Genomic DNA, 26,368 nt, shown 5'->3' with positions numbered 1-26,368 from the left:
AGTCAGCTCAAACAGCTTGAAAGATACTCGCTTAATCAGAGGAACAACTTTGTTGCACTTGACTTGACAATTGGGGATAAAAAAAAGGTTCAGCTTATGCTGAACCAATTTTTAATCTGGCACATATTCCAATATATCACCAGGTTGGCACCCAAGTTCTTTACAAATGGCTTCTAGCGTTGAAAAACGTATAGCTTTGGCCTTACCTGTTTTCAGTATTGAAAGATTTGCGGGAGTAATACCTACACGTTCTGCTAAATCTCCTGAACGCATTTTTTTCTTTGCTAATTCGACATCTAGATTAATAACAATCATGTGATATTCTCCTTTCTCTAAATTGTAAACTCATTTTCTTCTGCAATTTCGTTTGCTTTTTCAAGGACTTTACCAATTGTCCAAACAACGAGAGCAGTAACCATGAATGTTATATTTAAGAATGAGTAACCATTGAGTGTCAAAATCCCATCTCCTAGAAATGAGGCAATAAAGAGGGAAAGAGAAATACGATTAGCAAGTTTGACATTATGAACTGTAAAAATCTGTTCATTAATGATATTTTGGAAGAACTGTCTAACACAGAATAGTACAAACAGAATGATAAAGCTATTGATAAAGGACAAAGCACTCACTAGTATTGAAGTATTCACCATATCAGGTTTTAAGGAAATAGTCCCAAGGTTAAATAGGCTAATCTCAGTTACATTGAAAACTGTTAAAAGGATGGATATAACTAAAGATACTCCCAAGATAAAAAGTAGGATATTAATAAAACCTAAAGCAAATGGTAAGTAGGAATTTTTCTTAGACATTAATTTCAAAACCTCATTTCTAATCTCTACTATATTATACAATATTAGTAAGTGTTACGTACATGTATTATGCTACTTTATCTGAAAATTTATTTTTGATTGAAGTAAGCACCAAGCTAGCAATAAATAAAAATGCTGCAATCGAAAAGTTAAAAATGATGTGGGCAGGATTCAAAATAAGTTCTGTAATACCTTGGATAGCTCCTACTACAGTCATTAAAACTGCGCCCTTTTTCAAGAATGAAATGGTTGTATTTTCAAAAAGATCACTTTCTTTAAAGTTCTTAGCAAACTGTTTTAATTTGATAAGGCCATAAGTCAGAAGTGTATTACCAGCAACAAAGGTTAGAACAAAGGCATTAACTCCTCCCCACGCTTCGTAGCCTGACCTTGTTACCTCTGCACCTTCAGGCATTAGTTGGCTGATATCAAATTGACCAAGGAGAAGGACTAAGGAAGCGATACTAAAGAAACTAAGGGTAAAGATTCCGAAATTAGAGCCTAATGTAACAAGTGACTTAGTAAAGTTAACGATTTTAGTTGATGTAGTTTTTTTCATGATGATTTCCTCTTTTATAAAATATTTTTAGCTTTAGTAACAAATGAGCTCTTTTTGTTACTACTCGAAAACTTATTATTGTTTATCGATATATCTAGTATAGCATAATTTTTTTGAAATGCAACACTTTTTTATCGTTTTTTGATAATTTTTTTCTTTTAATTAAAAATAACTTTATTAAAGAGTAATTAGACTTCAAATATTAAGGTTAAGACTTCTAAAAAACAAATATGAATCTAAAAGATTTTTCTAGTAAACTCTTTTGTAAGTATATCAGGTTCACTCAACATAATCTAACAAATAACCATAACCCTTTTCTTCCATTTGATCTTTAGGAATAAAGCGGATGGATAGACTATTGATACAATAGCGAAGTCCCCCCTTGTCCTGAGGTCCGTCTGTGAAGACATGTCCCAGATGGGAATCTCCAGTTCTACTTCTGACTTCTGTTCTGACCATATTGTATGACTTGTCTTCCTTATAGGTCGCAACATCTGGACTGATAGGCTGGGTAAAACTAGGCCAACCACAGCCTGATTCAAATTTATCCTTCGAAGAAAAGAGAGGTTCTCCAGTTGCCACATCCACATAAATTCCTGCTTCAAATTTATCCCAGTAACGATTTGAAAAGGCACGTTCTGTTTGACCGTTTTGAGTCACAGCATATTCCTCTGGAGACAGAAGTTTTTTCAATTCATCGTCACTCGGTTTTGGATACTTGCTAGCATCAATGACAGGATAGGCTGCTTGATTGACGTTGATATGGCAATATCCATTAGGATTTTTCTGGAGATAATCTTGGTGGTAGTCCTCAGCCACGATAAAATTAGTTAAGGCTTCCTTTTCAACCGCTAGAGGCTGGTCGTAGTTCTTGGCTACTTCCTCAAAAACTTGATTGATCGTTTCTAAATCTTTCTCATCTGCATAGTAGACTCCCGTTCTGTACTGAGTTCCCACATCGTTTCCCTGCTTATTCTTACTGATTGGATTGATAATGCGGAAATAATGGAGCAAGATTTCTTTTAGAGAAATTTGATTGGCATCGTAGGTCACATGAACAGTCTCAGCATGGCCTGTTTGGCCGATCAATTCATACTGGGTTGTTTCTCCTCTGCCATTCGCATAGCCAGAAACAGCATCTGTCACACCTGCTACTCTTGAAAAATACTCTTCAACTCCCCAAAAACAGCCTCCCGCTAGATAGATTTCATGTAAGTCAGCATCTTTATCTGGCACAGTTTTTTTCTTAACACCTTGACCTTGGCTGACTGCTGCCTTCTCAATTTGAGAGCTATCGGTGTAGATAGAGTTCCTTTTTTCCAAAAGAAACAAAATTCCTATGATGATGAAAATGATCACTCCAATTAAGAATATGGTTTTTAATTTATCATTCATAATAAGCCTCTAATTCATAGTCTTTAAATTCTCTAAAATAGTTTCCTTATCCATAAAGCCTGGTTGAGTCTTCACCAATTTTCCTTCTTTATCAATAAAAGCCTGAGTCGGATAAGAACGAACTCCGTAACTGGATAAGAGTTGTCCAGACGGGTCTAGAAGAACAGGGAGATTTTTATAGTCCAAACCCTGATACCATTTTTTAAAGGCTTCTTCTGCTTGCTCTCCTTTTTGACCAGGAGAAACAACTGTCAAAACGACATAGTCATCACTTGCTTCTTTTGCCAGTTCATCTGTATCAGGCAAACTAGCTAGGCAAATAGAACACCATGAAGCCCAAAATTTGAGATAGACCTTTTTACCTTTGTAATCAGATAAATGATAAGTCCTCCCATCCATAGCCGTGAGTTCAAAGTCCGCAACTGCCTCTCCTTTTTTTACAGTTTGAGAGCTAACTTGCGCCTTTTTATCTCCACTTTGCTTGTCAGTTTCGCTTGTCGTCTGATTTTTACAAGCTGATAGACAAACCAAACTAGTGCAGATCAATACAGATGCTTGCCATTTTTTCATCTTTATCACCTTTCTCATTCATCATATGAATATAGATATTGTATTATAGTTCTATTATATACCTACCATCCTAAAAATACTTAAAATCTGTTTGGAAAATAAGGCATCTTATTAAGTAGCAAAAACTCCCACCTGCTAAGCAGATGAGAGATTTGGATTATTTAAAGATTGAAGTTTTAAAGCTATTTGTCTGTTGAAGAAGTTTCTTGAAGACTTTTTCTTTAAGTGAGACGGTGTTGTCAAATTTGACAGATCCGTTACTTAGAGTAGCCTTATCTTTATCAACTGCTTCAGCAAATGCACGTTTCAAGTCTTCATAGCTATTGTATGTTTTACCATCAATTTCAATAGATTGAATTCCATTTTTGGCGCTTGTTACAACTTCTCCGAAGTATGCTTTCTTCCAATCTTCAAGATTGTTGAATTTTCCTTCAGAAATCTTGTTAATGATGAAGTCATCACCTAGAGTATCTTTACCAGCTTTTTTAGATTCAGCTTTTAGCATGTTAGAAGCATAGTTTAGGAAGCCTTTTTCATAGCCATAGTAACCCCAGATTCTGAAGGTATTGTGTTTAAATGACATAGCTCCAGGAGCACCTTCACTGGTATTTCCACCATAGATACCCGTCATCATTGGAACATTAACATAAGCAGAATCAAAGTCAGTAGGATTATAAACTCTGTTACCTGGACCACGGTTAGTCATAAAGTTATTGGTTACTAAGTCATCTACTGTACGCAAAGGAATAGCTTTTTCCTCATCACTTAAAGGTCGAACCTTATCGAATTGGTTCTTGGTGTTATTTCCTCTGGACTGCTTATCAACCTTCTTGAACCAAGCATTGTTTAAATTTTGATTTTCTTTATCGAGGACAGCCTCTCCTTCAAGATAATCCAGAAGCATGAGGGTGTCATTATAGCCCTTCATGTAACGATCAATTTCGTCACGTGATTTAAGGTCATTTGGATTTGTGTTGTACCATTGATTGCCATCGTTTGGACGTTCATAAGCCATGTTGAGACCTAGGGCTTTGTATTCACCATTTGGATTTGATACTGATGGAGTTTGCAACATTCCTTGTGCAAATGCTTCAAGATCTGTTCCTTCACGGTGTCTTGAGCCACCCAAGTAGACCATACGGTCATTTACGTGAGTTGTTTCGTGGGTAAAGGCAGAAACCCCAAAGTCACTAATCATGTCCGTAACCATGAAGAAGACAGAATCATCTTTATATGGATTCTGATAAACGCGAGCCACAGCTCCCATACGCCAGTCAGTCGCATGATAACGTCCTGTAGGTCCGTATAATTCACGGATAGGCGCCACATCTTTACCACTATTAGTGTGACCGTATTTATCAGTACTAATATCTTTATAGTTTTGGTTATCCAAAACAGGTGTTGGAACCATGTTATTACTCTTCAAGAGTCTGTTTCGAACTTTATCGATTGATAGACGTGACCAGAAGTCTAGATAATTCTGTTGACCTTTTGCAACCTTATCGATTTCAGCTTTAAAGGCATTACGTTCTGCTTCAGTATACTTACCATATTTCTCAAATGAACTATAAGCCATTGTATTGTAAGTTGAAATCAAGAACATATGTGCATCTTTCAAGTTCAAGAGTGGCAAGATCATCTTACCATGCACATCGTTGTTTAAACCTTCGTAAGCTCTGTGTTTCTTATCTGCAAACTCAGGAGTTGTTGTTGCTGGTTCAACGATATAGACATTGTCTTTGGTTGCTTTGATGAACCAATCATTTAGGTCTTTGTCTTCTGTGAATAGACGCATATTATAGTCTAAGAAACTGTTTAACTCGCCGATACCGATAACTCCACCGATAGCTTCACGATAAGCTTCTAGAGTTCTATCACCTTTAATGTTACTTTCTTTAGAACCAATCTGAATCAAGAAGTCTAACACACTTACATTTTTACCATAGAAGTCTGGTTTGAACAACATGAGTTGCTTAATATTGAAGTTATCAAACTTCACTCCGTAATAACGGTTAAGGTAAGATAGACCAAGGAGAACCGCTGCCTTGTTATCATCAATCTTCTTGATCAAAGCACGTTTAGCAGCCTCATCTGTGTTTAATTGATGATCTTCATTTTCAAGCAACTGTTTCACAAATTTAGGCAGATTATCCTTGACTTCTTTGAAGCTTTCTTCTAGGTAAAGATCTTTTATAGCGTTAACTTTATTTTGTCCTGTTCTACCAAGTTTTTGGTAAATTGGATCTGATTGTAGCTCAACTGGACTTAATTTTTCAACGATAGCATTGATAAGATCGCTACGGTCTTTGTCAACGATATTAGGTGTGTAAACAACTTCTCCAAGTTCAGCAATGCTGTACTCTTTCACTTGTTTAACCTTAGATTCTTTCAGCGAAACAGTAAAGATGTCTTTGGTCTTATCAGCATAGTGCACCATAATATGGTCAGCATCAGCCAATTCTGTCACAAAGGCATTGCCTTTCATGGCAGTTACAGACAATACTTCCTTGGTCAAGAGAGGACTACCTGCAGCAAGTTTGTTCCCTTGGTTTACGATCCATTCTTTATTATAGAATGGTTGTAATTTTTCGATATTACGGTAGGCAAGTTCACGAGAGGCGTCGTAATCTTGAGTATCTTTATAAGTATCAGCTTTTACTTTCTTATTATTGAGAGTATCCTCAACAAGAGGTTTAATTTCAAACGTATCAGCAGTGATACCGAATTCAGCGATCTTTTTATTTGCTTCTTCGAGACTGATTTCCTTAATTCTATTGGTACGTGAATATTGGAAAGAGTGCTTCCCTTCACTGACATCTTTAACAACGTAGTTCTTATCGATCCAGTTATTTGTGAAATAACCACCATCATCATCAAGATCCTTAGAACCATAGAACTCTTCACCATTTTCAACTTTCATCATTGAAACGTTATTGAGAACTCGACCCCATGGATAGTTTTTACTGATGTACCCTCCAACCTCGATTGGATTTTTCACCTTGATGGTTCCTTTAACGACCGACTCACTGGTAAAGGCATTTGTGTTGACACCATTTGGATCATAACCGTTATCAGTTCTTGAAACAAGACCACCGACACGAGCTTTATTACCAACGATATCCGCATCTACATAGGCTTTTTTGATGTTTCCTTTCCAAACTTCACCAGCGATACCACCCATATCCCAGCCTTTATCACCAATACCAGTAATCTTACCGATAAAGGCAACATTGGTTAGAAGTCCGCCAACATCGACTTTATTAACAATACCAGCTACACCATCTTTGCCAAGAATACTTCCAGTTACCTTAAGGTTTTCAACTGTCGCGTTTTTGACAACTCTAGCCAGGGCTGAAATGTTTTCAATCCAAGGCATGTTAATGTCCACATTTGCTAAGTTAACGTTTTTAACCGAACCACCTTCTAGGTTATTGAACAACTGACGGCCCATATTATGAATTGAGTACTGTTTGCCGTCAACACTAGTTAGATGACCACTAAATTTACCTGTCACATACTCTTTATTTGGTGTTGGAACATTGGCAGCATTCAAGTCTGCACCCAGTTTAAATGTACCACTTGGGTTAGCTCGCATTGCTTTTACAAGTTCATTGAAATCGTAATAAACATCACCTTCATGGACTTTTGGCTTAGCAAAGTAATGGACATATTCTTCTGCAAACTGATTATTTGCATTGCGTTGGACTAGGTCTGGTGCTTTAGCAGTGACTTTGAACAAGGCTTTACCATCAACTGTGACTTCTTCAATCTTATCAACTGCAAGTTTTGTCACCTTGTTATCATGAGTTGTCACTTTCAAGTAATAAGGTTTTACATCTGATGGTTTAGCTGACAAGAGACTATGATCAGTCTCTACACCCTGGTCATCAACACTGATAAGGCTTGTTTCCTTGATGTTTTTGACTTCGACTTTTTTGAGATCGAGTCGCAGTGGTTCTTCCGTGAGAACTACTTCTTCGTTCCCATTTCCACGATCGTAAACCATCTTGGTCGCAATCTTATAGTCCTTGTAGTATTTCAAGTTTGTAAGATTAGCAGTCAAGTCTCCCTCAGACATGTTGACTGTTTGAAGGTTAGTGTCTCCGTCTTTCAAAACAGCCTCAAGAGATTTAATGGTTACACCTGTTGGTTTGACCAATTGGTAACGAACCTTGGCACTACGATCTAATTCTTCTTTATCAATTTGAGTGATTGTTAACGTTGGCGCAGCGAGGGCTTGATCACCTTTCTTAATCAGACGATCTTGCGCAGCTTCAACAACTTCCTCTGAGATAGTTGGAGCATCAGCAGTTTTCACACCCTTAAGAGTCTTATAGACTTTGGTAATCTTTTTCTTACCGTTTTGACCAGCTTGAGCAACAACTTCTGTTCCCTTCGGAAGAGTGCTGTCTACTTCTGTTTTTGTCTCGAAAGGAATTTCTTCAAATGAAACTTCTTCAACTTTACCTTCAATAGCCTTGGTACCACGACTAATTTTTTCATTTACTGCTGCCTTAACAGTTTCTGTACTCGTGCTGATTGGGTCCCCAACTTTTTGGCCATTGACTGTCTTATAGACACGGTGAATCAGCTGACTTCCTGCTTGACCATTTTGAATCACTGTTTCTTCAGCAGTGTAGCGAGTATCGTCAGTTACATACTCTCTTGTGTATGGGACTTCTACAGTTTCAGTTTCTGTGACAGTTGCTTCAGCTACTTTATACTCTGGCAATTCTGGCTGGACTAGGGATTCACCTTCGTGACCCTCTTCTTGCGTGCCTTTTGCTGTAATCTCGCCAGTATAAGCTGGTTGTTCTGGCTGGACTAGGGATTCACCTTGGTGACCCTCTTCTTGCGTCCCTTTAGCACTAATCTCACCTGTGTAAGCTGGGACTTCTGGTTGAACTAGAGATTCACCTTCGTGACCCTCTTCTTGCGTGCCTTTTGCTGTAATCTCGCCAGTATAAGCTGGTTGTTCTGGCTGAACTAGGGATTCACCTTCATGACCCTCTTCTTGCGTGCCTTTGGCTGTAATCTCACCTGTGTAAGATGGCAATTCTGGTTGAACTAAAGCTTCGCCTTCGTGACCTTCTTCTTGCGTACCTTTAGCGCTGATCTCACCTGTGTAGGCTGGGGATTCTGGTTGAACTAAAGCTTCGCCTTGGTGACCCTCTTCTTGCGTGCCTTTGGCTGTAATCTCACCCGTGTAGGCTGGCAATTCTGGCTGAACTAGGGATTCACCTTGGTGACCCTCTTCTTGAGTACCTTTGGCACTAAGTTCGTCTTTATATGCTGGGGATTCTGGTTGAACTAAGGCTTCGCCTTGGTGACCCTCTTCTTGCGTGCCTTTGGCTGTAATCTCGCCAGTATAAGCTGGTTGTTCTGGCTGAACTAGAGATTCACCTTGGTGACCCTCTTCTTGCGTGCCTTTGGCTGTGATCTCACCTGTGTAAGCTGGCAATTCTGGTTGAACTAAAGCTTCGCCTTCGTGGCCTGCTTCTTGAGTGCCTTTTGCATTAATTTCTCCTGTGTAGGCTGGGGCTTCTGGCTGAACTAAAGACTCACCTTCGTGATCTGCTTCTTGCGTGCCCTTAGCAGTCGGCATTTGCTCTGCTTGTTCTTGGAAGTCTGATGCTTTAAAGTAGCCGATGTATTCGTATCCTTCGATTTGAATGACACCTTTTTCCAAGTCCTCTTGACTACTTGCAGCAATCGTTTGGTTGTAGGACACCAAGATTTTATTCTCAAATGCTTGAGCTGACTGAGGAATAAAATAGCTACCTCCTAGAGCTCCAATAAAGAGAAGTCCCAACATTTTATTACGGTGTTTTTTAGACATCACCACAACAACCAAGGATGCTGTTGCAAAACCAAGAGTTGCCAATGCCAACTCTTTGCTTCCAGTGTTCGGTAATTGTTGAGAATTCACTTCCTTCTTTCTGTAAACAAGATAGACAACATCATCTTGTTTCAGATCTGAAGGAATTTCTCGATGGATCAGAGCTTTTTCTGCTTCTGTCAATTCTTGTTCAGCCAAATAACGGTAATGAACTTGGTTTGGTGTTGCCACTTCATTAGCCGCAACAGCTTCAACTAAAAAGTTATTTGCTCCCAAAAGAAATGTCCCGATTACCGCAGAACCGACACCAACCGAGAACTTCCGAATAGAGTATTTGATGACTCTCTCAAACTGCATTTTTCTAGTATTCAATTTATATCTTCCTAATGTGATCTATTGGATATTGAGCACGCGCCCCTCCAATGAGTTTTGGTCGACTAGCAAGTGCCGTCACATGAGCCTGGCCAATCTCTCTTAAGATTGGTCGAATGGGTACCTGAACATGTTTGATATGCATCCCAATAGCAGTATCTCCGATGTCCAAACCAGCATCTGCCCTGATAAATTCGACCTCCACAGGATCTTTCATATAGCGAAAGGCGGCCAATTGACCAGAACCTCCTGCATGTAAGGTCGGGAGTACACTCACAATCTCCAACTGATGTTTTATAGCTACTTCTCGTTCAACAACTAAGGCGCGATTGACATGTTCACAACCTTGAACAGCTAGGTGAATGCCCTTAGCCACCAACAGCTCCAACAGTGTCTTGACAATTAGTTCACCGATTTCCTGACTCGAATCTTTTCCGATGTGTCCTCCCAGCACTTCACTCGAAGACAAACCCAAGACAAATAGTGCTCCCTCCTGTAAAGAAGCCTTGTCTAATACATCTTCAAGTATCTGCTGTGTTTCTGTTTGAATCCGTATTTGGTCCATATTTCACCTCGCTTTTTTTCATTCTATCATATCGTTTTTCATCAATTTTAGCAAGATTGAAAGGCATTGGAATACCATTTGCTAGGATTCAAAAACTATATGAGGGCGCTTTTTAAAAACTGATTCAAATTCATCTAGTTTCAAATATAAGATAAAATTATACTTTGAAAACAAAAAAAATATAATAGTTTAGTAAAACCGTTGATGTAACAACATTTACACCTAAAAGATTTGTCAGTTGATTCGATTCTAAGCTACCGAAAAGCAACTTCTACCATTCTACCCCATTTCTTCTATTAAAGCTACTACTTTGCTTATTTCTTAGGCACTTTTTCTTCCTTGTAACTTCAGATGATGATTCAGAAAATTTTCATGAAATGATGCTAAAACTTTAATTTTATCCTCAAATTATAATATGACAGTTTTTTGGATACAAACTGAATCCAATTTAAAAAAACTAGATTTTACAAAAACAGAGAAGGGTAGCTTCTCTGTTTTTTATAGATTAAACTTTTTGGAGTCCTTGGACAGCATCATGATTGATGAGTAGTTGCCCATATTCTTGTAGGACAGAACGACTGATATCACTATCATCCGCAAATTCGCGCATACGTGCCAACAACCAAGCTGGATAAAGGCTAGGTTGATCTTCTACATCAACTAATACTGTCAAATAGTACTGGTCATTCATCTTGTAGAGTTCTGAAGTTTCTATTTGGTAGTCAACCGTTTTGGCAAAAGAAACCAAACTAGATAAATCGTCAAAACGTAAGATGTAGTAGATATAAGGCTCTCTTTTTCCTTCTTCTACTTCGAGGGTTTCATCAAGCGCTGCTTCTTCTTCCTTTTCAACCTGCTCTAAAGATTGAATGGCTTCAATATCATCTTTAGTTTTTTCTGCCATGGTTTTCTCCAAGGTTTTTAAAAACTCATCTGGAGACATTTTAGCCAACTCATCCATATCAGGAAGATCTGCCAAATCGTCAAAATCTAAATTCTGGTCGATCTTAGATTTTGTCACAAAAACATCAACCTTGTCTGGCTTAGGTGTTACTCGGAAGCTAAGCATGCCCGTATCCAAGAAACTGTCTGGCATCTCTAACTCATCCAAGATTGCGTAGAAAAATTCTTCTGTTTTCTCTTGTGGAACGAGAAAGTCTGCGATTTCCATTCCACGATCCATCAAATCTTCTAAAGACATGGTGATTTTTAAAGTCGTATCACTGATTTGTTTCATTTTCATAGTTCGTAACCTCATACTTTCAGTTCTATCTATTATACAAGATTTCAAAAATTTTATCAAAAAAATGGCGTTGGAGTATCGATTAATATCTAGTATAGAATACTTATGACGCTATCACCCTCTTTATGATCAAAGATAAAACACTTCATGATGCACTTGACTTAGCTCTTGCTAAGATTAAAAGAGAGAGTGGGACAGAAATCGGTAATTCGTTAGAATTCGATTTCGTCGTCCCAGCCCCGCACAGTTGAGTAGGGCTGTAAAAGCTGATGAAATCAGCGTAGTAGAGCCCACTCAACCACTTCGTCTTGCTCGACAATCCAAAGACAAGTGAGAGGCTAGGACTTTTGTCCCAGCCTCTTTTTCTATGCATCCAACAGCATCACGGACAATAAATACTCGCTCAATGAACAGGTTAGACTATACTTAATCAAGGCTACACTAAGCCAACTTGAAAATATTTTTGGAGAAAATCATTTTACAAGGTTACTGTTAATACCTGCCCTGCTCTTACTACCTGCTCTCCTGCAATGTAAACATCGTCGATATCACTGGATTTGACGGCATAAACGAGGTGAGATAGCATGTTTTCTTGAGGTTGTAGGTGGATTTTGCCTTGGGGTTGGATGACGAGAAAATCAGCCTGCTTGCCGACTTCTAGACTACCAATCTCATCTTCCATTCCTAACACCTTAGCACCCTCGATCGTCAGGGCCTTGAGGGCAGTTTCGATTGGAAATTGGCTGGCATCGCCACTCTTCATTTTCTGTAAAAGGGCTGCTGTGCGTCCTTCCTCAAACATATCGAGGTTGTTGTTAGACGCAACGGAATCTGTCGCAATACCGACTGGCACTCCTGCTTTTTGAAGTTGGACGACTGGTGCAATGCCTGAGGCTAGCTTGAGGTTGCTGATTGGATTATGGGCGATAGCGACTTGCGAATCTGCCAAGCGGGTAATTTCTGCTTCATTTAACTCCACTCCATGGGCAAAGACAGCCTGATGGTCTAAATATCCGAGCTCATCTAGAAAGGCTAGTGGGCGTTTGCCATAGCGTTTCAGGATAATGCCTGACTCTTCCTGTGTTTCTGCAACATGGATATGAAGAGGGATGTTTTCTTCTTTTGCTAGCTCAAGACTTGCCTCCAGCAAATCTCGACTACAGCTGTAGGGCGAATGAGGAGCCACCATAACCTTGAACTTGGGATCCTGATAGCCTTTGATTGTCTCGATGACAGCTCGAGTTCTAGCTATGGTTTCATCCGTCGTTTCGGTTTCTGAAGAAAAGAGGGTCGGAGAGAAATAGCAACGCATCTTGGATGCCTTGACTGCTTCATAAATCTTCTCTATATCCACTCCATTAGGATTGTACATATCATTGAAAGTTGTCGTTCCTGATTGGAGCATCTCTGTTAGCGCCTCTTTGACGGCCTTTGTAGTCATCTCTGGTGTGAATTCTGCTTCTGCTGGCCAAATATAGTCCTCCAGCCATTCGTGGAGATTGCTATCATCACGAATGCCTCTCAAGCCTGTCATGGCAGAGTGAGTATGGCAGTTAACCAAACCAGGCATAATCCAGGCGCCCTGATAGTCTACGATTTGATCTGCCTGATTGAGAATTTCTTGATCTTCCTGACCGACATAGACGATTTGGGATTCTTTAATAGCTAAAATCCCATCCAAATAGACGTGGAAATCTTGGTCACAAGTCACGATATTTACATGCTGAAAGACTTTCATGAGGCTTCTCCTTTTCTAAAGACAATTTTGCATCACAATTTTTCTAGCTATTGTAACAAAAAAGTTACCCCAAGGCAACTTTTCTTGTTGTTTATTATCTTTAAAACCTTTTACCATTTACTCTGGGCTAAAGGCTGCTGCTTGCTGCATTTGATAGTATTTGCCTTTTCTCGCCATGAGCTCCTCATGATTACCATACTCGACAATATCTCCATCTACCAAGACAAGAATCAAATCTGCATCCTGAATGGTCGACAAACGGTGGGCGATGATAAAGCTTGTCCGCCCCTTCATGAGTTTGGCAAAGGCATCCTGAACCAGCACCTCTGTCCGAGTATCGATGGATGAAGTCGCCTCGTCTAAGATCAGAATCTTAGGGATGGCTAGAAAGACACGGGCGATGGTCAAGAGCTGAGCCTGACCGACAGACAGTGATTCACCTGCATTTTCAAGTTTGGTATCATAGCCTTGTGGCAATTGTTGGACAAAGAAATCTGCGTTCGCTGCCTTAGCTGCTGCAATGACCTGCTCTCGGCTAGCATCAGGATTTCCAAAGGCAATATTGTCATGAATGGTTCCTTGCTTGAACCAAGTTTCTTGGAGCACCATTCCAAACTGCTGTCGAAGAGAAGCTCGAGTATAGCCATAAATCGAATGACCATCTAGCAAAATATCTCCAGAGTTAATCGGGTAAAAACGCATGAGGAGATTGATAAGGGTGGATTTCCCAGCACCCGTTGGTCCAACGATGGCAACCTTACTGCCAGCTGGAATGTCAATAGACAAGTCCTTGATTAAGATTTTTTCAGGATTGTAACCAAAGGAAACATGTTTAAAGGAAATTGCTCCACTGACTTGGTCGCTGTTCAATTCTTTAAGGCCAGTTTCTGTAATCTCAGGACTTTCTAAAACAGTATAAACACGTTCTGCACAAGCCAATGCACTCTGCAACTCGGCTAAAACCGATGAAATATCATTAAAAGGCTTAGTGTACTGCTGCACATAGTTTAAAAAGGTCACTAAACGTCCAACTGTCAAAGTGGAGCCCATCATGATACGGAAGGCCCCTACTCCAGCAAGGAGGGCATAAATGAGGGCATTGACGAAACGAGTCGAAGGATTGACTGTTGATGAATAAAAGATGGCCGACTGAGAATAGCCTGCATAAGTATCGTTTGCCTCATGAAGTTTTTGGATAAATTCTTCTTGGGCATTGAAAGACTGGATAATAGTCTGTTGGGTAAGGGATTCCTCTATCAGCTGGGTTTGAATACCCCTAGACTCTGTCTGTTTTTGAAAGAGATGGTAGGATCTCTTGGCAATAAAGCGTGAAATGACCATAGACAGAGGTGTTAAGAGCAGAACTAATAAAGTCATCAAAAGATGAATTTGAAGCATAGCAAGGATGCTGACCAAAATCATCAAAACTCCTATGAAAAATTGGTTGAAAATCATATTCAATCCCGCTGCCAACTGTTCAATATCTGTCGTCACACGGCTAACCATTTCTCCGCTCCCCTGTCTGTCTACAAGGGCAATCGGGAGACGATGGAGTTTTTGAATGATTTTTTCACGTAAATCTCTGGTATAGGAGAAAATAAGACGGTTATAGAGGAGAGGATTGACCCATTGTACCAGTGTATTTCCTATGACCACCAATATCATCTGGAGGAAAATCTGCCAAAACACCTGAGATGAGCCCGTCACTATGACTTGGTCAATTACTTGTCCAATCAAGATTGGAAGATAGATTGATAGGGCCACTTGAGCAATGGTTCCTAAGAAAGCCAGGAAAAGAAGGACGGGATGACTTGCTAAATCTTTTGCCAATTGTTTGAGGGTTTGACTTGCATGTTTGCCTTTCATTCTAGTCCTCCTTTCCATGTTGGGATGCATTGATTTCACGATAGACTTGGCTAGATTTCATCAATTCCTCATGATTTCCAAGCGCTGATTGCTGACCTTTCTCTAAAAGAAGAATCTGGTCTGCAATCTTCAAGGTTGAAGTCCGTTGGGAAATCAAGATTAAGCTAGTATCTGGCAAGTTCTCCTGAATGGCCTTCAGAAGATTGGATTCAGTAATGGTATCAAGTGCTGACGTCGCATCATCCAGGATGAGAAAAGGAGCTTGACGTAAAACTGCTCGGGCAATCGACAAGCGTTGCTTTTGCCCACCTGAGAAATTTCGACCGCCTGCTTGAACCTCTGCGTCCAGCTGACCTTCCTTATCGCTGACAAAGTCCTTGGCCTGAGCAATTTCCAAGGCCTGCCAGAGTTCTTTGTCCGAGACAGGCTCTTCCATACCCAGAGTTAAATTAGAACGAATAGTCCCTTTAAAAAGTTCAACCTTTTGAGGGACATAGGCCATCCAAGAACGCCATTCAGAAAGATCGCGAGGACTACGTTCATCTCGATAAAGGGAAATGCTTCCCTTATCTGCCGGATAGAGGCCAAGTAGGACCTGCACTAAGGTTGACTTACCAGAACCAGTTCCTCCGATAATCCCAAGAATCTCCCCTTGTTGCATATCAAAAGAAATATCCCTTAGCGAAGGTTGAGCAGCATCTGGATAAGTAAAGGTCAAGTGACTAACTTGTAAAACTCGATGTCCAGATACTTTCTCCACCTGAATCTCAGAATGAATATCTTCAGGTTCTTCAGTGAAGACTTCCTCAATCCGCTTAGCTGATATATAGGACTGGTTGAGTGAATTAATCAGCATGGCTAGTTTAATCAACTCTACCAAGATCTGTAAGAGATAGTTGATTAGGGCAATCAAGGCACCCTGACTGAGCCAGCCTCCCTGGATAGAAAGATAGCCATTCCAGATAATCACCAGCAGAGTTCCGTTGACGATCAAATAGGTCAATGGGGTCAAGAGACTAGACCAGTATCCTGTTTTCATTTGGATAGCCGTATAGATTTGGTTGAGTACTTGGAACTGTTCAATCTCTCGTTTTTCTTGACCAAAGGCACGAATCACACGCATCCCTTGTATCTGTTGGCGCGTTTCCTGAACCAGCTGGTCTGTTTTCTTTCTCAAACTACTGTAGAGGGGATTGACCAAGCGTGATAACACGACAATGACAAAGGACAAAATGGCAACCATGACCAAAAACCAGAAGGTCAATTCAGGCGAGAGACGATAAGCCATAAAAATGGCACCAAAAACAATAATAGGAGCCCTTAAAAATAGGCGTAAAAATTGATTGATCCCTGTCTGAATCTGATAGGTATCTGAAGTCAAACGCGTCACCAAACTCGAGGTCGTTAAACGGTCTCTACTATCCTTGGGCAAGGAAAGAATATGACGATAGAGGTCATTGGTCAACTCCTTGGCAAATCCTACTGCTGCCTTGGCTGAGTAAAACTGAGCAACTAAGGCTACCAAAACACCGATAACCGCAAAAATAAAGAGGAGCCCCATTTGCATCCAGAGATGACCCTGATCTTTTTTGGGGATAGATTGGTCGACAATCCCAGCTATCACCATGGGAACCAAGAGTTCAAAAACGGCTTCTAGCAACTTAAACAAGGGCGCTAGGAAAGACTCCTTGATATAAGGTTTAAAGTAATAAAGTAAGTGTTTCATGTGTCCCTTCTATTTCCAAAATGAAGAAGGTGGAAAAACCACCATCTTTTTACTTACTCAAATATGGAAGCAGGTAGCCGTAGCCAGCTTCCTCCATTTCATCCTTAGCGATAAAACGTAAGGATGCAGAATTGATACAGTAACGGAGACCACCTAGTTCACGAGGGCCATCTGTAAAGACATGTCCCAAATGAGCATTTCCTGAACGTGAACGAACTTCGATACGCTCCATACCGTGACTCAAGTCCTGGTAGTAATGAATGAGTTCCTTGGAAATAGGACGGCTAAAACTTGGCCAACCACAGCCTGAGGCAAACTTATCCTTGGCAAAGAAGAGGGGCTCACCAGTCGTGATATCGACATAAATTCCTTCCTCAAAAGTTTGGTCATAAGCATTGCTAAAGGGAGCTTCCGTAGCAGCTTCTTGGGTAACTCTATAAGACTCTTCTGACAAATTTTCTCTTAAAACTGCCTGACTCGGTTTTTCATAGTTGGCGGCATCTATGAGTGGTTTCTCAGCATCTCTCACATCAATGTGGCAATAGCCACCAGGATTTTTCTTGAGATAGTCTTGGTGATAGTCTTCAGCTAAGATATAGTGGCGAAGCTTCTCCACTTCCACTGCAATTTTACAACCGATGAGGAGTTCTTGTTCACGAACTACTGTATTGATAGTCGGTAAATCCTCTTCATCTTTGTAATAAATCCCTGTGCGGTATTGACGACCACGGTCATTCCCTTGTTGGTTGACAGATAAAGGATCAATGACTCGGAAATAATAGAGTAAAATCTCACGGAGCGAGACCGCCTTTTCATCGTAGACAACTTGCACAGTCTCTGCGTGATCTGTTTCTTTGATCAGTTGATAATTGGTGGTTTCTACCTGACCATTGGCATAGCCAACACTGGTTTGCAACACTCCAGAAATACGGGAAAAGTATTCCTCTAAGCCCCAAAAACAACCACCTGCTAGATATATTTCTGCCATTTCAAATCCTCCTTGACCGTCTATCGGTCGATAAACACGGGAAACATTTCATACTCTTCGAAAATCTCTTCAAACCACGTCAGCTTCGCCTTGCCGTAGATATATGTAACTGACATCGTCAGTCTTATCTACAACCTCAAAGCAGTGCTTTGAGCAACCTGCAGCTCGCTTCCTAGTTTGCTCTTTGATTTTCATTGAGTATCAGTTCCCATGTTTCATTTTCAAAAAAAGGACAGGAAGCCTCTAATAGAGAGTTTCCCCATCCCATTGCTCTGTTTATTTTGCTTCGACGCGAACGCCTTGTGTATCTACTTGCAAATCATGAAGTTTGCCTTTGAACGGTTGCTTTTCAAGCTCAGCCTTAATTTTAGGCATCTTATCAGGCTCAGCTAGAACCATGACAGTAGGCCCAGCACCAGACAAGTAGGTCGCATAAGCACCGTTTCTCTTAGCAACTTTCTTGATCGTCGCAAATTCTCTCACCAGTTCTTGACGGTAACGCTCATGGAAAAGGTCACTCTCAATCGCCTGGCCTGCTTTGACCATATCTCCAGTCAGTAGGGCTGCAATAGCCACATTGGCGATAGAACTTGCTGCAACAGCTTCTTTATAAGAAAGTTTCTTAGGCAAGACACCACGACTATCTCGAGTACGCAATTCATAATTTGGAATGTAGGCTAGAAAGGCACACTCTGGAAAAGGTGCCACTACTGCTGAAACCTGACCCTCGACTGAGCTTGCAATGACTAGATTTCCATAGATAGCAGGTGCAACATTATCAGGATGTCCTTCAATCTTAGTCGCCAATTGCAACTTATCGTGATCCGTTAATTTTAGGTTCCCTAATTGATTTGCCAACTCAATTCCTGCAACGATGACTGAACTAGAAGAACCAAGTCCACGCGCAAGAGGAATATCGCTGACCATCTTCAGACGTCTTGGTTGTAAATCTGGAACAATTTGTAGAGCAATCTTTAGCAAAAGATTACGTTCGTCACGTGGAATCCATTTGCCTAGTTGGTGTTCAATCATCCATTCTTCACGTTCTTCACAAACCTGAATCTCTAGATATTTGGTTACAGCTACACCAACCGAGTCAAAACCAGGACCCACATTGGCACTTGTAGCAGGTACAATAATCTTCATCTTAGTCTCCTAAAACCTTGAAGGTGTTGAGAAGTTCAAATTCAGCTACACCCTTCAAAGCATCTGTAATATTTTCAAGCTGTGCCTTGTTAATCTTATGGGTAATGATGACAATACGAGCTTTGCCTTCTTGCTTACCATCTTGAAGGATTTGCTTGAAGGAGATATCTTCCGCATTAAAGAGTTCAGCCAATTTCAAGACTTGACCTTTTGAATCTGGAGCCAGGATTGAGAAATAGTAGTTGGCTTTGACATCTTCTGGCTGAGCCAAAACAAGGTCACGATGGTATTCGTTAAAGGCTTTGCCAATGGTGCCGTCATTCAAACGACGAACGATACGGGCAATATCAGCCACAACACTTGTTGCAGTTGGTTTTTGACCTGCACCTGGTCCATAGTACATAGACTCGCCGATACCGATAGATTCCACAAAGACCGCATTCATAACACCGTTAACACTGGCAAGTGGATGAGCTTTAGGAAGGAAGGTTGGAGTAACCTCGGCAGCGATTCCAGAAGGTGTTTCTTCAATAGAACCTACTAATTTAACCACGTACCCAAGATCTTGGGCAACTGCCACATCTTCTGGAGTGATATTGCGGATTCCTTGATGGGCAACATCTTCAAACTTAACATTCATTCCAAAGGCGAACTGACTGAGGATGACCATCTTGTAGGCTGCATCAATCCCGTCAACGTCATTGGTAGGGTCGCTTTCAGCAAAGCCAAGTCGTTGGGCTTCTGCCAAAGCATCTTCATAAGACCAGCCTTCTGTTACCATTTTGGTCATCATGAAGTTAGATGTTCCATTGACAACACCAAGAACACGAGTGATTTTGTCTGATGCTAGTGAGTTAACCAAGGTACGAAGGATTGGGATTCCTCCCGCAACAGCTGCTTCATAATAAAGAGCAACATTATGAGCTTTGGCAATCTCAAGCAATTCTGCACCATGAACAGCCAAAAGGTCCTTGTTGGCTGTCACGACATGTTTCCCTGCTTCTAAGGCACGAGTGATAAATGTTTTTGCCGGTTCGATACGTCCCATCAACTCAACAACAATCGCGATGTCTTTATCTGACAAAATTTCGTCAATATTTGTTACAAAATTAAAATCATTTCCTGCTTCAAGCAAGCGTGCTTTCTCTTGATCGTCTTTGACCAAAACTTTGGCTACTTCAATTTCTGAATGTGCTGCTTGAACAATTTTTTCTCCATTTTCCTTTAGCAAGAATGGTACGCCACTGGCTACTGTACCAAATCCAAGTAAAGCAATTTTAACTGACATGTTTGTCTCCTTGAAATTTTCTAATAGTCCTATTATACCAAAATTGTGAGAAAATTCCTACCATTCTGAACTAAAAATAGAAGCATCAAATCATAAAAAAGCCTGCCCTGATTCAATCAAGAGCAGACGCTATTTTCAATCTATTTTACAAAGACCATTTCCTTGTCACTAGACAGGTCGTCTCGATAAGTAAAACCTGCAAAACTGAGCTTTTTAATCTCTTCTACCGAAGTTACCTGACCTTCCATCAGGGCTGTCAAAAAGGCTCCTCGGGATTTTTTAGAAATAGTAGAGTGGATTTTAAGTTTACCATCTCGCTCTTCCATAAACTTAAAGGTCACCATTTTTTCACGGATATCTTTTGGAAAGACAGTTTCAAACTCCGAAGACAAGAGTGAAAAGATTAGTTCTTCACCCTTCACCAACTCTTCATAAGCTGATTGCCAGTGACTTTTCAGGCTTTTCCCAGCAATTTTAAGCTTCATCAAAAAGTCTAGTCTGTGAGGTGCAATCGGTGCAAAGGCTGGAATCACACCATAGAGAGCTGACGTTATCATGAGGTGTTTCTCCAGATAGGTTTGCTCCTCCTTGGTGAGATTGTCCCGTTTGATGTTGCGATACATGAGTCCATCAAAGAGGTGCAAGGCTGGATAGTTTGTCGCAGTTTCATCTTTCAAGGCCTGGATATGGTCATACTCCTCTTGTGCTTTTTCAGCAGAAATTTTGTAAAAACTTTCCAGCTCTTGGGCAGAATATGTCGCTAATGCATCCAATACAGCCTGACTTTCAGGACGCAAGGGATTTGCTTCAAAACTAGGAACATTTGTATTCATTTCTTTTGCAGTTGGGATTAGAATTTTCATAGTCTTAGTGTAGCATATTTTTTTATGACTACCAAGGATTTGAGCCTAAATAATACGACCTTCTAAATGATCCAATTCATGCTGACAAATCTGAGCTGGAAAACCTGTCAGGCTAATGGTTTGCTCTTGCCAATGGATATCTCTGTAGCTTACTGTAATCTTCTCATACCTAGTTGTCGGTCTGACACCTGTCAAAGACAAACATCCTTCCTCCGTTTCATATGGCCCTTCAAAGGATTGAAGAACTGGATTAAACATAACCATGGGAATCATGCCGATATTAAAAATAATAACGCGCTTTTGCACTCCAATCATATTGGCGGCTAGTCCAACACAAGTTTCTCGATTAGCCTGTAGGGTATCCTGCAAGTCCTTTGCTAGCGGTAAATCTTCCTGACTAGCAGTCTGGGATATCTGCGATAAAAATATCATATCTCTTACGATTTTCTTTTCCAAGTCTTCTTTCCTCCATCTTTTTCTCTACTTGATTATAGCACAAAATCTATTGACATTTATCTTATATAAAAGCAAAAAAGCCATCCGAAGATGACTTTTTATGCTTAAATCGCGTTTTTATCTTTACCAAGCGCACGTTGAACAGCTTTGACAATCTCAACCAAAACAACAATCATAAGGGCACCTACAGCAACAACCAACCATTGTGTCAAGCTCAAATGAGACACGTGGAAGAGTTTATTGAATCCAGGTACCATAATGGTCGCCATTAAAAGAATGAAGGCAACTGGGATAGACCAGTTAAAGGTCTTATTCTTGAAAAGTCCCACTTTAAAGATCGATTGGTAAACTGATTTAACGTTAAAGGCATGGAGCAATTGGATCAATCCAAGAGTTGCAAAGGCCATCGTCAAAGCATCTGCATGAATTTCTGCACGAGTCGCATGTTCTGGAGAAAGCAAGGCCCAACCATAGACACCAAGAACCAGCATAGTTTGGAAGATTCCTTGATAAAGGATAGCCCCAAAGACTCCACCATCAAAGAAGTTGGACTTGCGTCCACGAGGTTTGTGGGTCATGACACCTGGTTCAGCTGGTTCAACGCCAAGAGCGATAGCTGGGAGAGTATCCGTTACCAAGTTAATCCAGAGAAGATGCACTGGTTGAAGAACATCCCAACCAAAGAGGGTTGCAAAGAAGATAGTGAAGACCTCAGCCATATTGGCAGACAAGAGGTATTGGATGGATTTTTGGATATTGGAGAAGACCTTACGTCCTTCTTCTACCGCGACGATAATGGTTGCAAAGTTATCATCAGCAAGGACCATATCAGAAGCCCCCTTAGAAACCTCTGTACCAGTAATCCCCATACCGATACCGATATCAGCTGTCTTAAGTGAAGGCGCATCATTAACCCCATCACCTGTCATGGCAACAACCTTGCCTTCTTTTTGCCAGGCTTTCACAATCCGAACCTTGTGTTCAGGTGATACACGCGCATAGACAGAGTATTGTTTGAAGACTTTTTGGAATTCTTCATCAGAGAGTTCGTTCAACTCTGCACCAGTGAAGACATGGTCTTCTGTATCATTTGGATCGATGATTCCGAGACGTTTGGCAATGGCTTCCGCTGTATCTTGGTGGTCACCCGTGATCATGATCGGACGGATACCTGCTTCCTTAGCGACTCGGACAGCTTCTGCAGCTTCTGGACGTTCAGGGTCAATCATGCCGACCAAACCAGAGAAGATGAGGTCAGATTCAACAATTTCTGATTCCAAGGTTGGGATTTCATTGCTAGTTTTATAAGCCATCATCAAGACACGAAGGGCTTGTTTGGCCAAGTCTTTGTTGGTTGCAAGAATAGCTTTCTTGTCTTCTTCTGTGATGGGGCGAACTTCCCCATTGACTTCAATACGAGTCACGCGCTTGAGCAGCTGATCAGGTGCACCCTTGACAGCGATAAAGTAAGAACCGTCTGCTTCCTTATGAATGGTAGACATGAGTTTACGGTCTGAGTCAAATGGCAATTCAGCTACACGTGGTTCATCCTTCAAGACTTCACGAACATCAAAGTTGTGGTCCAAACCAAACTGTACAAGAGCTGTCTCCGTTGGATCCCCAATCAACTTACCAGATGGATCCACCTTGGTATCATTGGCAAAGTTCATGATACGGAGGGTATTGTTGCTAGCAGCAATCTCGGATGCTGAGCTTTGCAATTGACCGTTGGTATAAACTTTTTCAACCGTCATTTGGTTCATGGTCAAAGTACCTGTTTTATCAGATGCGATGATTTCTGTTGAACCAAGTGTTTCAACCGCTGGCAATTTACGGACGATTGAATTCCGTTTGGCAAGGGTTGTAGTTCCCAAAGATAGAACGATGGTTACAATGGCAGGGAGACCTTCTGGAATCGCAGCAACCGCAAGAGCAACCGCAACCATCAAGCCTTCTAATGGATGTTCACCACGAACGAATACACCAACCAAGAAAGTAATAACGGCAATCACAATGATTAAGTAAGTCAAGGCCTTAGATAATTGTTCCAAGCTTTGCTTCAATGGTGTTTCTGTCTCATCGGCATTGGCCAACATGTCCGCAATCTTACCAACTTCAGTATACATACCAGTGTTAGTCACGACACCAATACCACGACCGTAAGTTACGTTTGAGTTTTGGTAACCCATGTTAACACGATCTCCGATACCAGCATCTGCTTCAACAAGTCCTGTCACATCTTTCTCAACTGGGACAGACTCCCCTGTAAGAGCTGCTTCTTCTATTTTTAGAGAAGCTGCTTCAAACAAGCGCATATCTGCAGGCACGACATCTCCTGCTTCAAGCAAGACAATATCTCCAGGTACTAATTCTTTCGAGTCAATCTCAATCACATGATCATCGCGACGGACACGAGCCATCGGGCTAGACATATTTTTCAGAGCTTCAATGGCTGCTTCTGCTTGCCCTTCTTGGTAAACCCCAAAGGCAGCATTCAAGACTACAACGGCCAAGATGATAATAGCATCCGTTAGACCGTCCATTCCTTCTGTAATCACAGAAAGTGCCGCTGCCGCAAGCAAGATGATAATCATCAAATCCTTAAATTGATCAAGGAATTTAGCTAGTAGGCTACGTTTCTCTCCCTCTTCCAACTCATTACGACCATAAGTCGCTAAGCGTTCTTGAGCTTGAGCAGTTGACAAACCTTCGATAGATGAGTCCAAGTTCTTTAGGACTTCTTCTGAGGCTTGTGTGTAAAACAAGTCTTTATTTTGTTCTTTTGACAAAACAGTCTCCTCCTTTTTGGCCTCTTTTTACAAAAAAAGAGACCTGTTTTTTAAAAAAACAAGTCTCGCTGTTTAATATAGTGCCGGAAATAATTCGTAATGACGACACTATCGCGGTTAACCGCCAGCTACTCCCTTGAGTAGTTCTATTATATCAGAATTTCAAAAGTTTTCAAGTTTTGAGGTGGGGTTACTCATCACTATCATCATAGGTGCGGTCGCTGATGATATATCTTGGACGTTGTTTCGTTTCTATATAAATTTTTCCGATATATTCCCCAATTACACCAAGACTAATGAGTTGAACCCCGCCAAGTAAGCTTACAATGGCGTAGGTACTGGCCCATCCGGCTACTACTGTACCAGCAAATTTGCTCCACAAAACCCAGATGATCAACAAAAAACTAAAAAGTGAAGTCATAACTCCCAAGCTAGTAATCAAGCGAATAGGTTTAATAGATAGGCTAGTAATTCCATCCATAGCTAGACCAAGCATTTTAGAGAGTGGATAGTGACTTTCTCCAGCAATTCGTTCATGACGTTTATAAGTCACGTAGGAATATTTAAATCCTACAAGAGGCATAATGCCTCGAAGAAATAAGTTTACTTCTTTAAATTTAGCAAGTTCATGAATAAAACGTTTGGAGACTAAACGATAGTCAGCATGATTAAAGACAACATCAGCTCCAAACAGATGCATCACCTTATAGAATCCTTCAGCTGTGATTCTCTTAAATGCTGAATCAGTATCACGATTGTCTCGAACCCCGTAAACAATCTCTGAACCATCTTTATATTCAGCAACCATTTGATCCATACAGTTGATATCATCTTGACCATCTGCGTCAATGGTAATCACGATATCCGCAAATTCTGCAGCTTCGTACATACCAGCAAGAACACTACTTTGATGACCGCGATTTCTGCTTTGTGCAATACCAACAACATGACTATTTTCTTTTGCATATTGTTGAATTAATGACCACGTCTCATCTTTACTACCATCATTGACAAACATCACTTTACTGTTTGAATGCACTTGTCCAGTATTGATTAAAGATTCAATCTTTTCAATAAACATTGGATTTGTGTGAGGTAATACTTGCTCTTCGTTATAACATGGAATCACGATATATAAAATCGGATTATTTCTACTCATTTTTGACTCCTAACCTTTTAATCCCAAAGGGAAAGTTTGTCCCTCTAAATACTCTGACAATCAATTCACACCCTACCAAAGTCAATATTGTCACAACACTTGTTGTAACGTAGCCATTCACAAAAATACCGGTGTATCTAGTAGATAATTGTAAAACTAATTTTTCTACCAATACTAAAACAATCGGGGCATGGACACCATAGTAAATCAAGGTTCTTTGACCGATTGATTTCAAGAGAGTCATTTCAGGAATTGACTTAAAGAATATGAGGGTGGACCATATACCTGAAATTGCAGCAATGTAAAACAAGAGATGGTTTCCTATTTGCTGATAGTAAAGATCAACAATCTGTTTCCCACTCCAATGATAGTTCAATCTACCAACAAATATAGTTAGCAATAAGGCAAGTGGCAAATAATAAATTGCAAAAAACTTTTCCATCTGCGCTAAATATTTTCTCACTCCGACACCTAAAAGTGTAAAGATAATGGCTACAGGGACCAGGTCAATATTCCAGATAAGATAAAAATTCCAAGCATAGATTTTTTGTCCCAAAACGACTAAAAATAAGAGTGATACACTAATCAAAAGCCATTGAATAATGGTCCATTTTTTTCTGAGAATAAAGTAACTAAAAACATGTGCTAAAAACATGACATTCAGAAACCATAACTGAAAATAAACATGCAAGCGGTCTGACAACAATAACTGTTTAGTAAAATGAATAAGATTAAAACTAAACACTTGTTCAGGATACATGACAAAGAGTTGAAAGAGAAAAACAAAAATATTCAGGCAAAAAAAGGGAACGACCAAACTTTTCACCTTGCTAAGAAAATATTCCTTAAATGTTTTGTATTTAGTGACATTTAAAGTAAAACCTGACAAGAAGAAAAATAAGGGGATATGAAAAACATAGAGGAGTATTTTTGCACGAAGAGGCACAAAACTACTATGCCCTATAATAACAAGTATAATCGCTAGCCCCTTAGCCAT

19 protein-coding genes are annotated in these 26,368 nt (G+C 40.4%); all 19 read right to left on the bottom strand.

Annotated features, from left to right (window positions below; all coding sequences use genetic code 11):
- Positions 1–111: 111 nt before the first annotated feature.
- Positions 112–315 (bottom strand): helix-turn-helix domain-containing protein, encoded by a 204-nt coding sequence (locus K1I67_RS02905; RefSeq protein ID WP_004252288.1) that lies wholly within the window; start codon positions 313–315, stop codon positions 112–114.
- A gap of 17 nt (positions 316–332) precedes the next feature.
- Entirely contained in the window at positions 333–809 is a 477-nt protein-coding gene (locus K1I67_RS02900) for a DUF2975 domain-containing protein (protein WP_223338683.1), read from the bottom strand.
- Positions 810–876: 67 nt separating this feature from the next.
- Positions 877–1,368, bottom strand: a complete 492-nt coding sequence (locus K1I67_RS02895; protein WP_223338682.1) for a hypothetical protein — start codon at positions 1,366–1,368, stop codon at positions 877–879.
- Between the two features lie 279 nt (positions 1,369–1,647).
- The gene (gene msrB, locus K1I67_RS02890; RefSeq protein WP_223338681.1) at positions 1,648–2,763 is read right to left on the bottom strand and encodes a peptide-methionine (R)-S-oxide reductase MsrB; all 1,116 of its coding nucleotides are present in this window, start codon (positions 2,761–2,763) and stop codon (positions 1,648–1,650) included.
- 9 nt (positions 2,764–2,772) lie between these two features.
- Entirely contained in the window at positions 2,773–3,333 is a 561-nt protein-coding gene (locus K1I67_RS02885; protein WP_223338680.1) for a redoxin family protein, read from the bottom strand.
- 157 nt (positions 3,334–3,490) lie between these two features.
- Positions 3,491–9,544 (bottom strand): ZmpA/ZmpB/ZmpC family metallo-endopeptidase, encoded by a 6,054-nt coding sequence (locus K1I67_RS02880; RefSeq protein ID WP_223338679.1) that lies wholly within the window; start codon positions 9,542–9,544, stop codon positions 3,491–3,493.
- 1 nt (position 9,545) lies between these two features.
- Entirely contained in the window at positions 9,546–10,109 is a 564-nt protein-coding gene (locus K1I67_RS02875) for a TIGR01440 family protein (RefSeq protein ID WP_061862798.1), read from the bottom strand.
- A gap of 505 nt (positions 10,110–10,614) precedes the next feature.
- Positions 10,615–11,352 carry an adaptor protein MecA gene (gene mecA, locus K1I67_RS02870; protein WP_049526248.1) on the bottom strand — a complete coding sequence of 246 codons (738 nt, stop codon included), beginning with the start codon at positions 11,350–11,352 and terminating at the stop codon, positions 10,615–10,617.
- A 478-nt stretch (positions 11,353–11,830) separates the two neighbouring features.
- Positions 11,831–13,090, bottom strand: a complete 1,260-nt coding sequence (locus tag K1I67_RS02865; RefSeq protein ID WP_223338678.1) for a TRZ/ATZ family protein — start codon at positions 13,088–13,090, stop codon at positions 11,831–11,833.
- A gap of 117 nt (positions 13,091–13,207) precedes the next feature.
- Positions 13,208–14,956, bottom strand: a complete 1,749-nt coding sequence (locus K1I67_RS02860) for an ABC transporter ATP-binding protein (protein ID WP_223338677.1) — start codon at positions 14,954–14,956, stop codon at positions 13,208–13,210.
- Between the two features lies 1 nt (position 14,957).
- Entirely contained in the window at positions 14,958–16,682 is a 1,725-nt protein-coding gene (locus K1I67_RS02855) for an ABC transporter ATP-binding protein (protein ID WP_223338676.1), read from the bottom strand.
- A 49-nt stretch (positions 16,683–16,731) separates the two neighbouring features.
- Positions 16,732–17,670 (bottom strand): peptide-methionine (R)-S-oxide reductase MsrB, encoded by a 939-nt coding sequence (gene msrB, locus K1I67_RS02850; RefSeq protein WP_045763190.1) that lies wholly within the window; start codon positions 17,668–17,670, stop codon positions 16,732–16,734.
- A 276-nt stretch (positions 17,671–17,946) separates the two neighbouring features.
- Positions 17,947–18,816, bottom strand: a complete 870-nt coding sequence (gene thrB, locus K1I67_RS02845) for a homoserine kinase (RefSeq protein ID WP_223338675.1) — start codon at positions 18,814–18,816, stop codon at positions 17,947–17,949.
- Between the two features lies 1 nt (position 18,817).
- Positions 18,818–20,104, bottom strand: a complete 1,287-nt coding sequence (locus tag K1I67_RS02840) for a homoserine dehydrogenase (RefSeq protein ID WP_223338674.1) — start codon at positions 20,102–20,104, stop codon at positions 18,818–18,820.
- A gap of 140 nt (positions 20,105–20,244) precedes the next feature.
- Positions 20,245–20,967 carry a peroxide stress protein YaaA gene (gene yaaA / locus K1I67_RS02835; protein WP_223338673.1) on the bottom strand — a complete coding sequence of 241 codons (723 nt, stop codon included), beginning with the start codon at positions 20,965–20,967 and terminating at the stop codon, positions 20,245–20,247.
- A 45-nt stretch (positions 20,968–21,012) separates the two neighbouring features.
- On the bottom strand, positions 21,013–21,423 hold the full coding sequence (locus K1I67_RS02830; RefSeq protein WP_070458965.1) for a peptide deformylase: 411 nt from the start codon (positions 21,421–21,423) through the stop codon (positions 21,013–21,015).
- 104 nt (positions 21,424–21,527) lie between these two features.
- Positions 21,528–24,212, bottom strand: a complete 2,685-nt coding sequence (locus tag K1I67_RS02825; protein WP_223338672.1) for a cation-translocating P-type ATPase — start codon at positions 24,210–24,212, stop codon at positions 21,528–21,530.
- 190 nt (positions 24,213–24,402) lie between these two features.
- Complete coding sequence (locus tag K1I67_RS02820; RefSeq protein WP_223338671.1) at positions 24,403–25,371, bottom strand: glycosyltransferase family 2 protein; 969 nt, start codon at positions 25,369–25,371, stop codon at positions 24,403–24,405.
- Positions 25,364–26,368: an acyltransferase family protein gene (locus K1I67_RS02815; protein ID WP_223338670.1), complete on the bottom strand. Its 1,005-nt coding sequence runs from the start codon at positions 26,366–26,368 to the stop codon at positions 25,364–25,366. The genes K1I67_RS02820 and K1I67_RS02815 overlap by 8 nt, the downstream gene beginning before the upstream one ends.

Origin of the sequence: Streptococcus infantis (genome assembly GCF_019929575.1) — a bacterium.
GTDB classification, from domain to species: domain Bacteria; phylum Bacillota; class Bacilli; order Lactobacillales; family Streptococcaceae; genus Streptococcus; species Streptococcus infantis_L.
Note: the sequence above shows the minus strand (reverse complement) of the source record. Positions and strands in the feature narration are given on the sequence as shown.

What these genes read in the sequence shown, in the direction of transcription:
- K1I67_RS02855 (WP_223338676.1), bottom strand. Translation starts at nt 16,682, where the DNA reads ATGAAACACTTACTTTATTACTTTAAACCTTATATCAAGGAGTCTTTC.
- msrB (WP_045763190.1), bottom strand. Translation starts at nt 17,670, where the DNA reads ATGGCAGAAATATATCTAGCAGGTGGTTGTTTTTGGGGCTTAGAGGAA.
- K1I67_RS02900 (WP_223338683.1), bottom strand. Translation starts at nt 809, where the DNA reads ATGTCTAAGAAAAATTCCTACTTACCATTTGCTTTAGGTTTTATTAAT.
- K1I67_RS02860 (WP_223338677.1), bottom strand. Translation starts at nt 14,956, where the DNA reads ATGAAAGGCAAACATGCAAGTCAAACCCTCAAACAATTGGCAAAAGAT.
- K1I67_RS02885 (WP_223338680.1), bottom strand. Translation starts at nt 3,333, where the DNA reads ATGAAAAAATGGCAAGCATCTGTATTGATCTGCACTAGTTTGGTTTGT.
- K1I67_RS02840 (WP_223338674.1), bottom strand. Translation starts at nt 20,104, where the DNA reads ATGTCAGTTAAAATTGCTTTACTTGGATTTGGTACAGTAGCCAGTGGC.
- K1I67_RS02905 (WP_004252288.1), bottom strand. Translation starts at nt 315, where the DNA reads ATGATTGTTATTAATCTAGATGTCGAATTAGCAAAGAAAAAAATGCGT.
- yaaA (WP_223338673.1), bottom strand. Translation starts at nt 20,967, where the DNA reads ATGAAAATTCTAATCCCAACTGCAAAAGAAATGAATACAAATGTTCCT.
- K1I67_RS02895 (WP_223338682.1), bottom strand. Translation starts at nt 1,368, where the DNA reads ATGAAAAAAACTACATCAACTAAAATCGTTAACTTTACTAAGTCACTT.
- K1I67_RS02820 (WP_223338671.1), bottom strand. Translation starts at nt 25,371, where the DNA reads ATGAGTAGAAATAATCCGATTTTATATATCGTGATTCCATGTTATAAC.
- mecA (WP_049526248.1), bottom strand. Translation starts at nt 11,352, where the DNA reads ATGAAAATGAAACAAATCAGTGATACGACTTTAAAAATCACCATGTCT.
- thrB (WP_223338675.1), bottom strand. Translation starts at nt 18,816, where the DNA reads ATGAAGATTATTGTACCTGCTACAAGTGCCAATGTGGGTCCTGGTTTT.
- K1I67_RS02815 (WP_223338670.1), bottom strand. Translation starts at nt 26,368, where the DNA reads ATGGCTAAGGGGCTAGCGATTATACTTGTTATTATAGGGCATAGTAGT.
- K1I67_RS02875 (WP_061862798.1), bottom strand. Translation starts at nt 10,109, where the DNA reads ATGGACCAAATACGGATTCAAACAGAAACACAGCAGATACTTGAAGAT.
- msrB (WP_223338681.1), bottom strand. Translation starts at nt 2,763, where the DNA reads ATGAATGATAAATTAAAAACCATATTCTTAATTGGAGTGATCATTTTC.
- K1I67_RS02865 (WP_223338678.1), bottom strand. Translation starts at nt 13,090, where the DNA reads ATGAAAGTCTTTCAGCATGTAAATATCGTGACTTGTGACCAAGATTTC.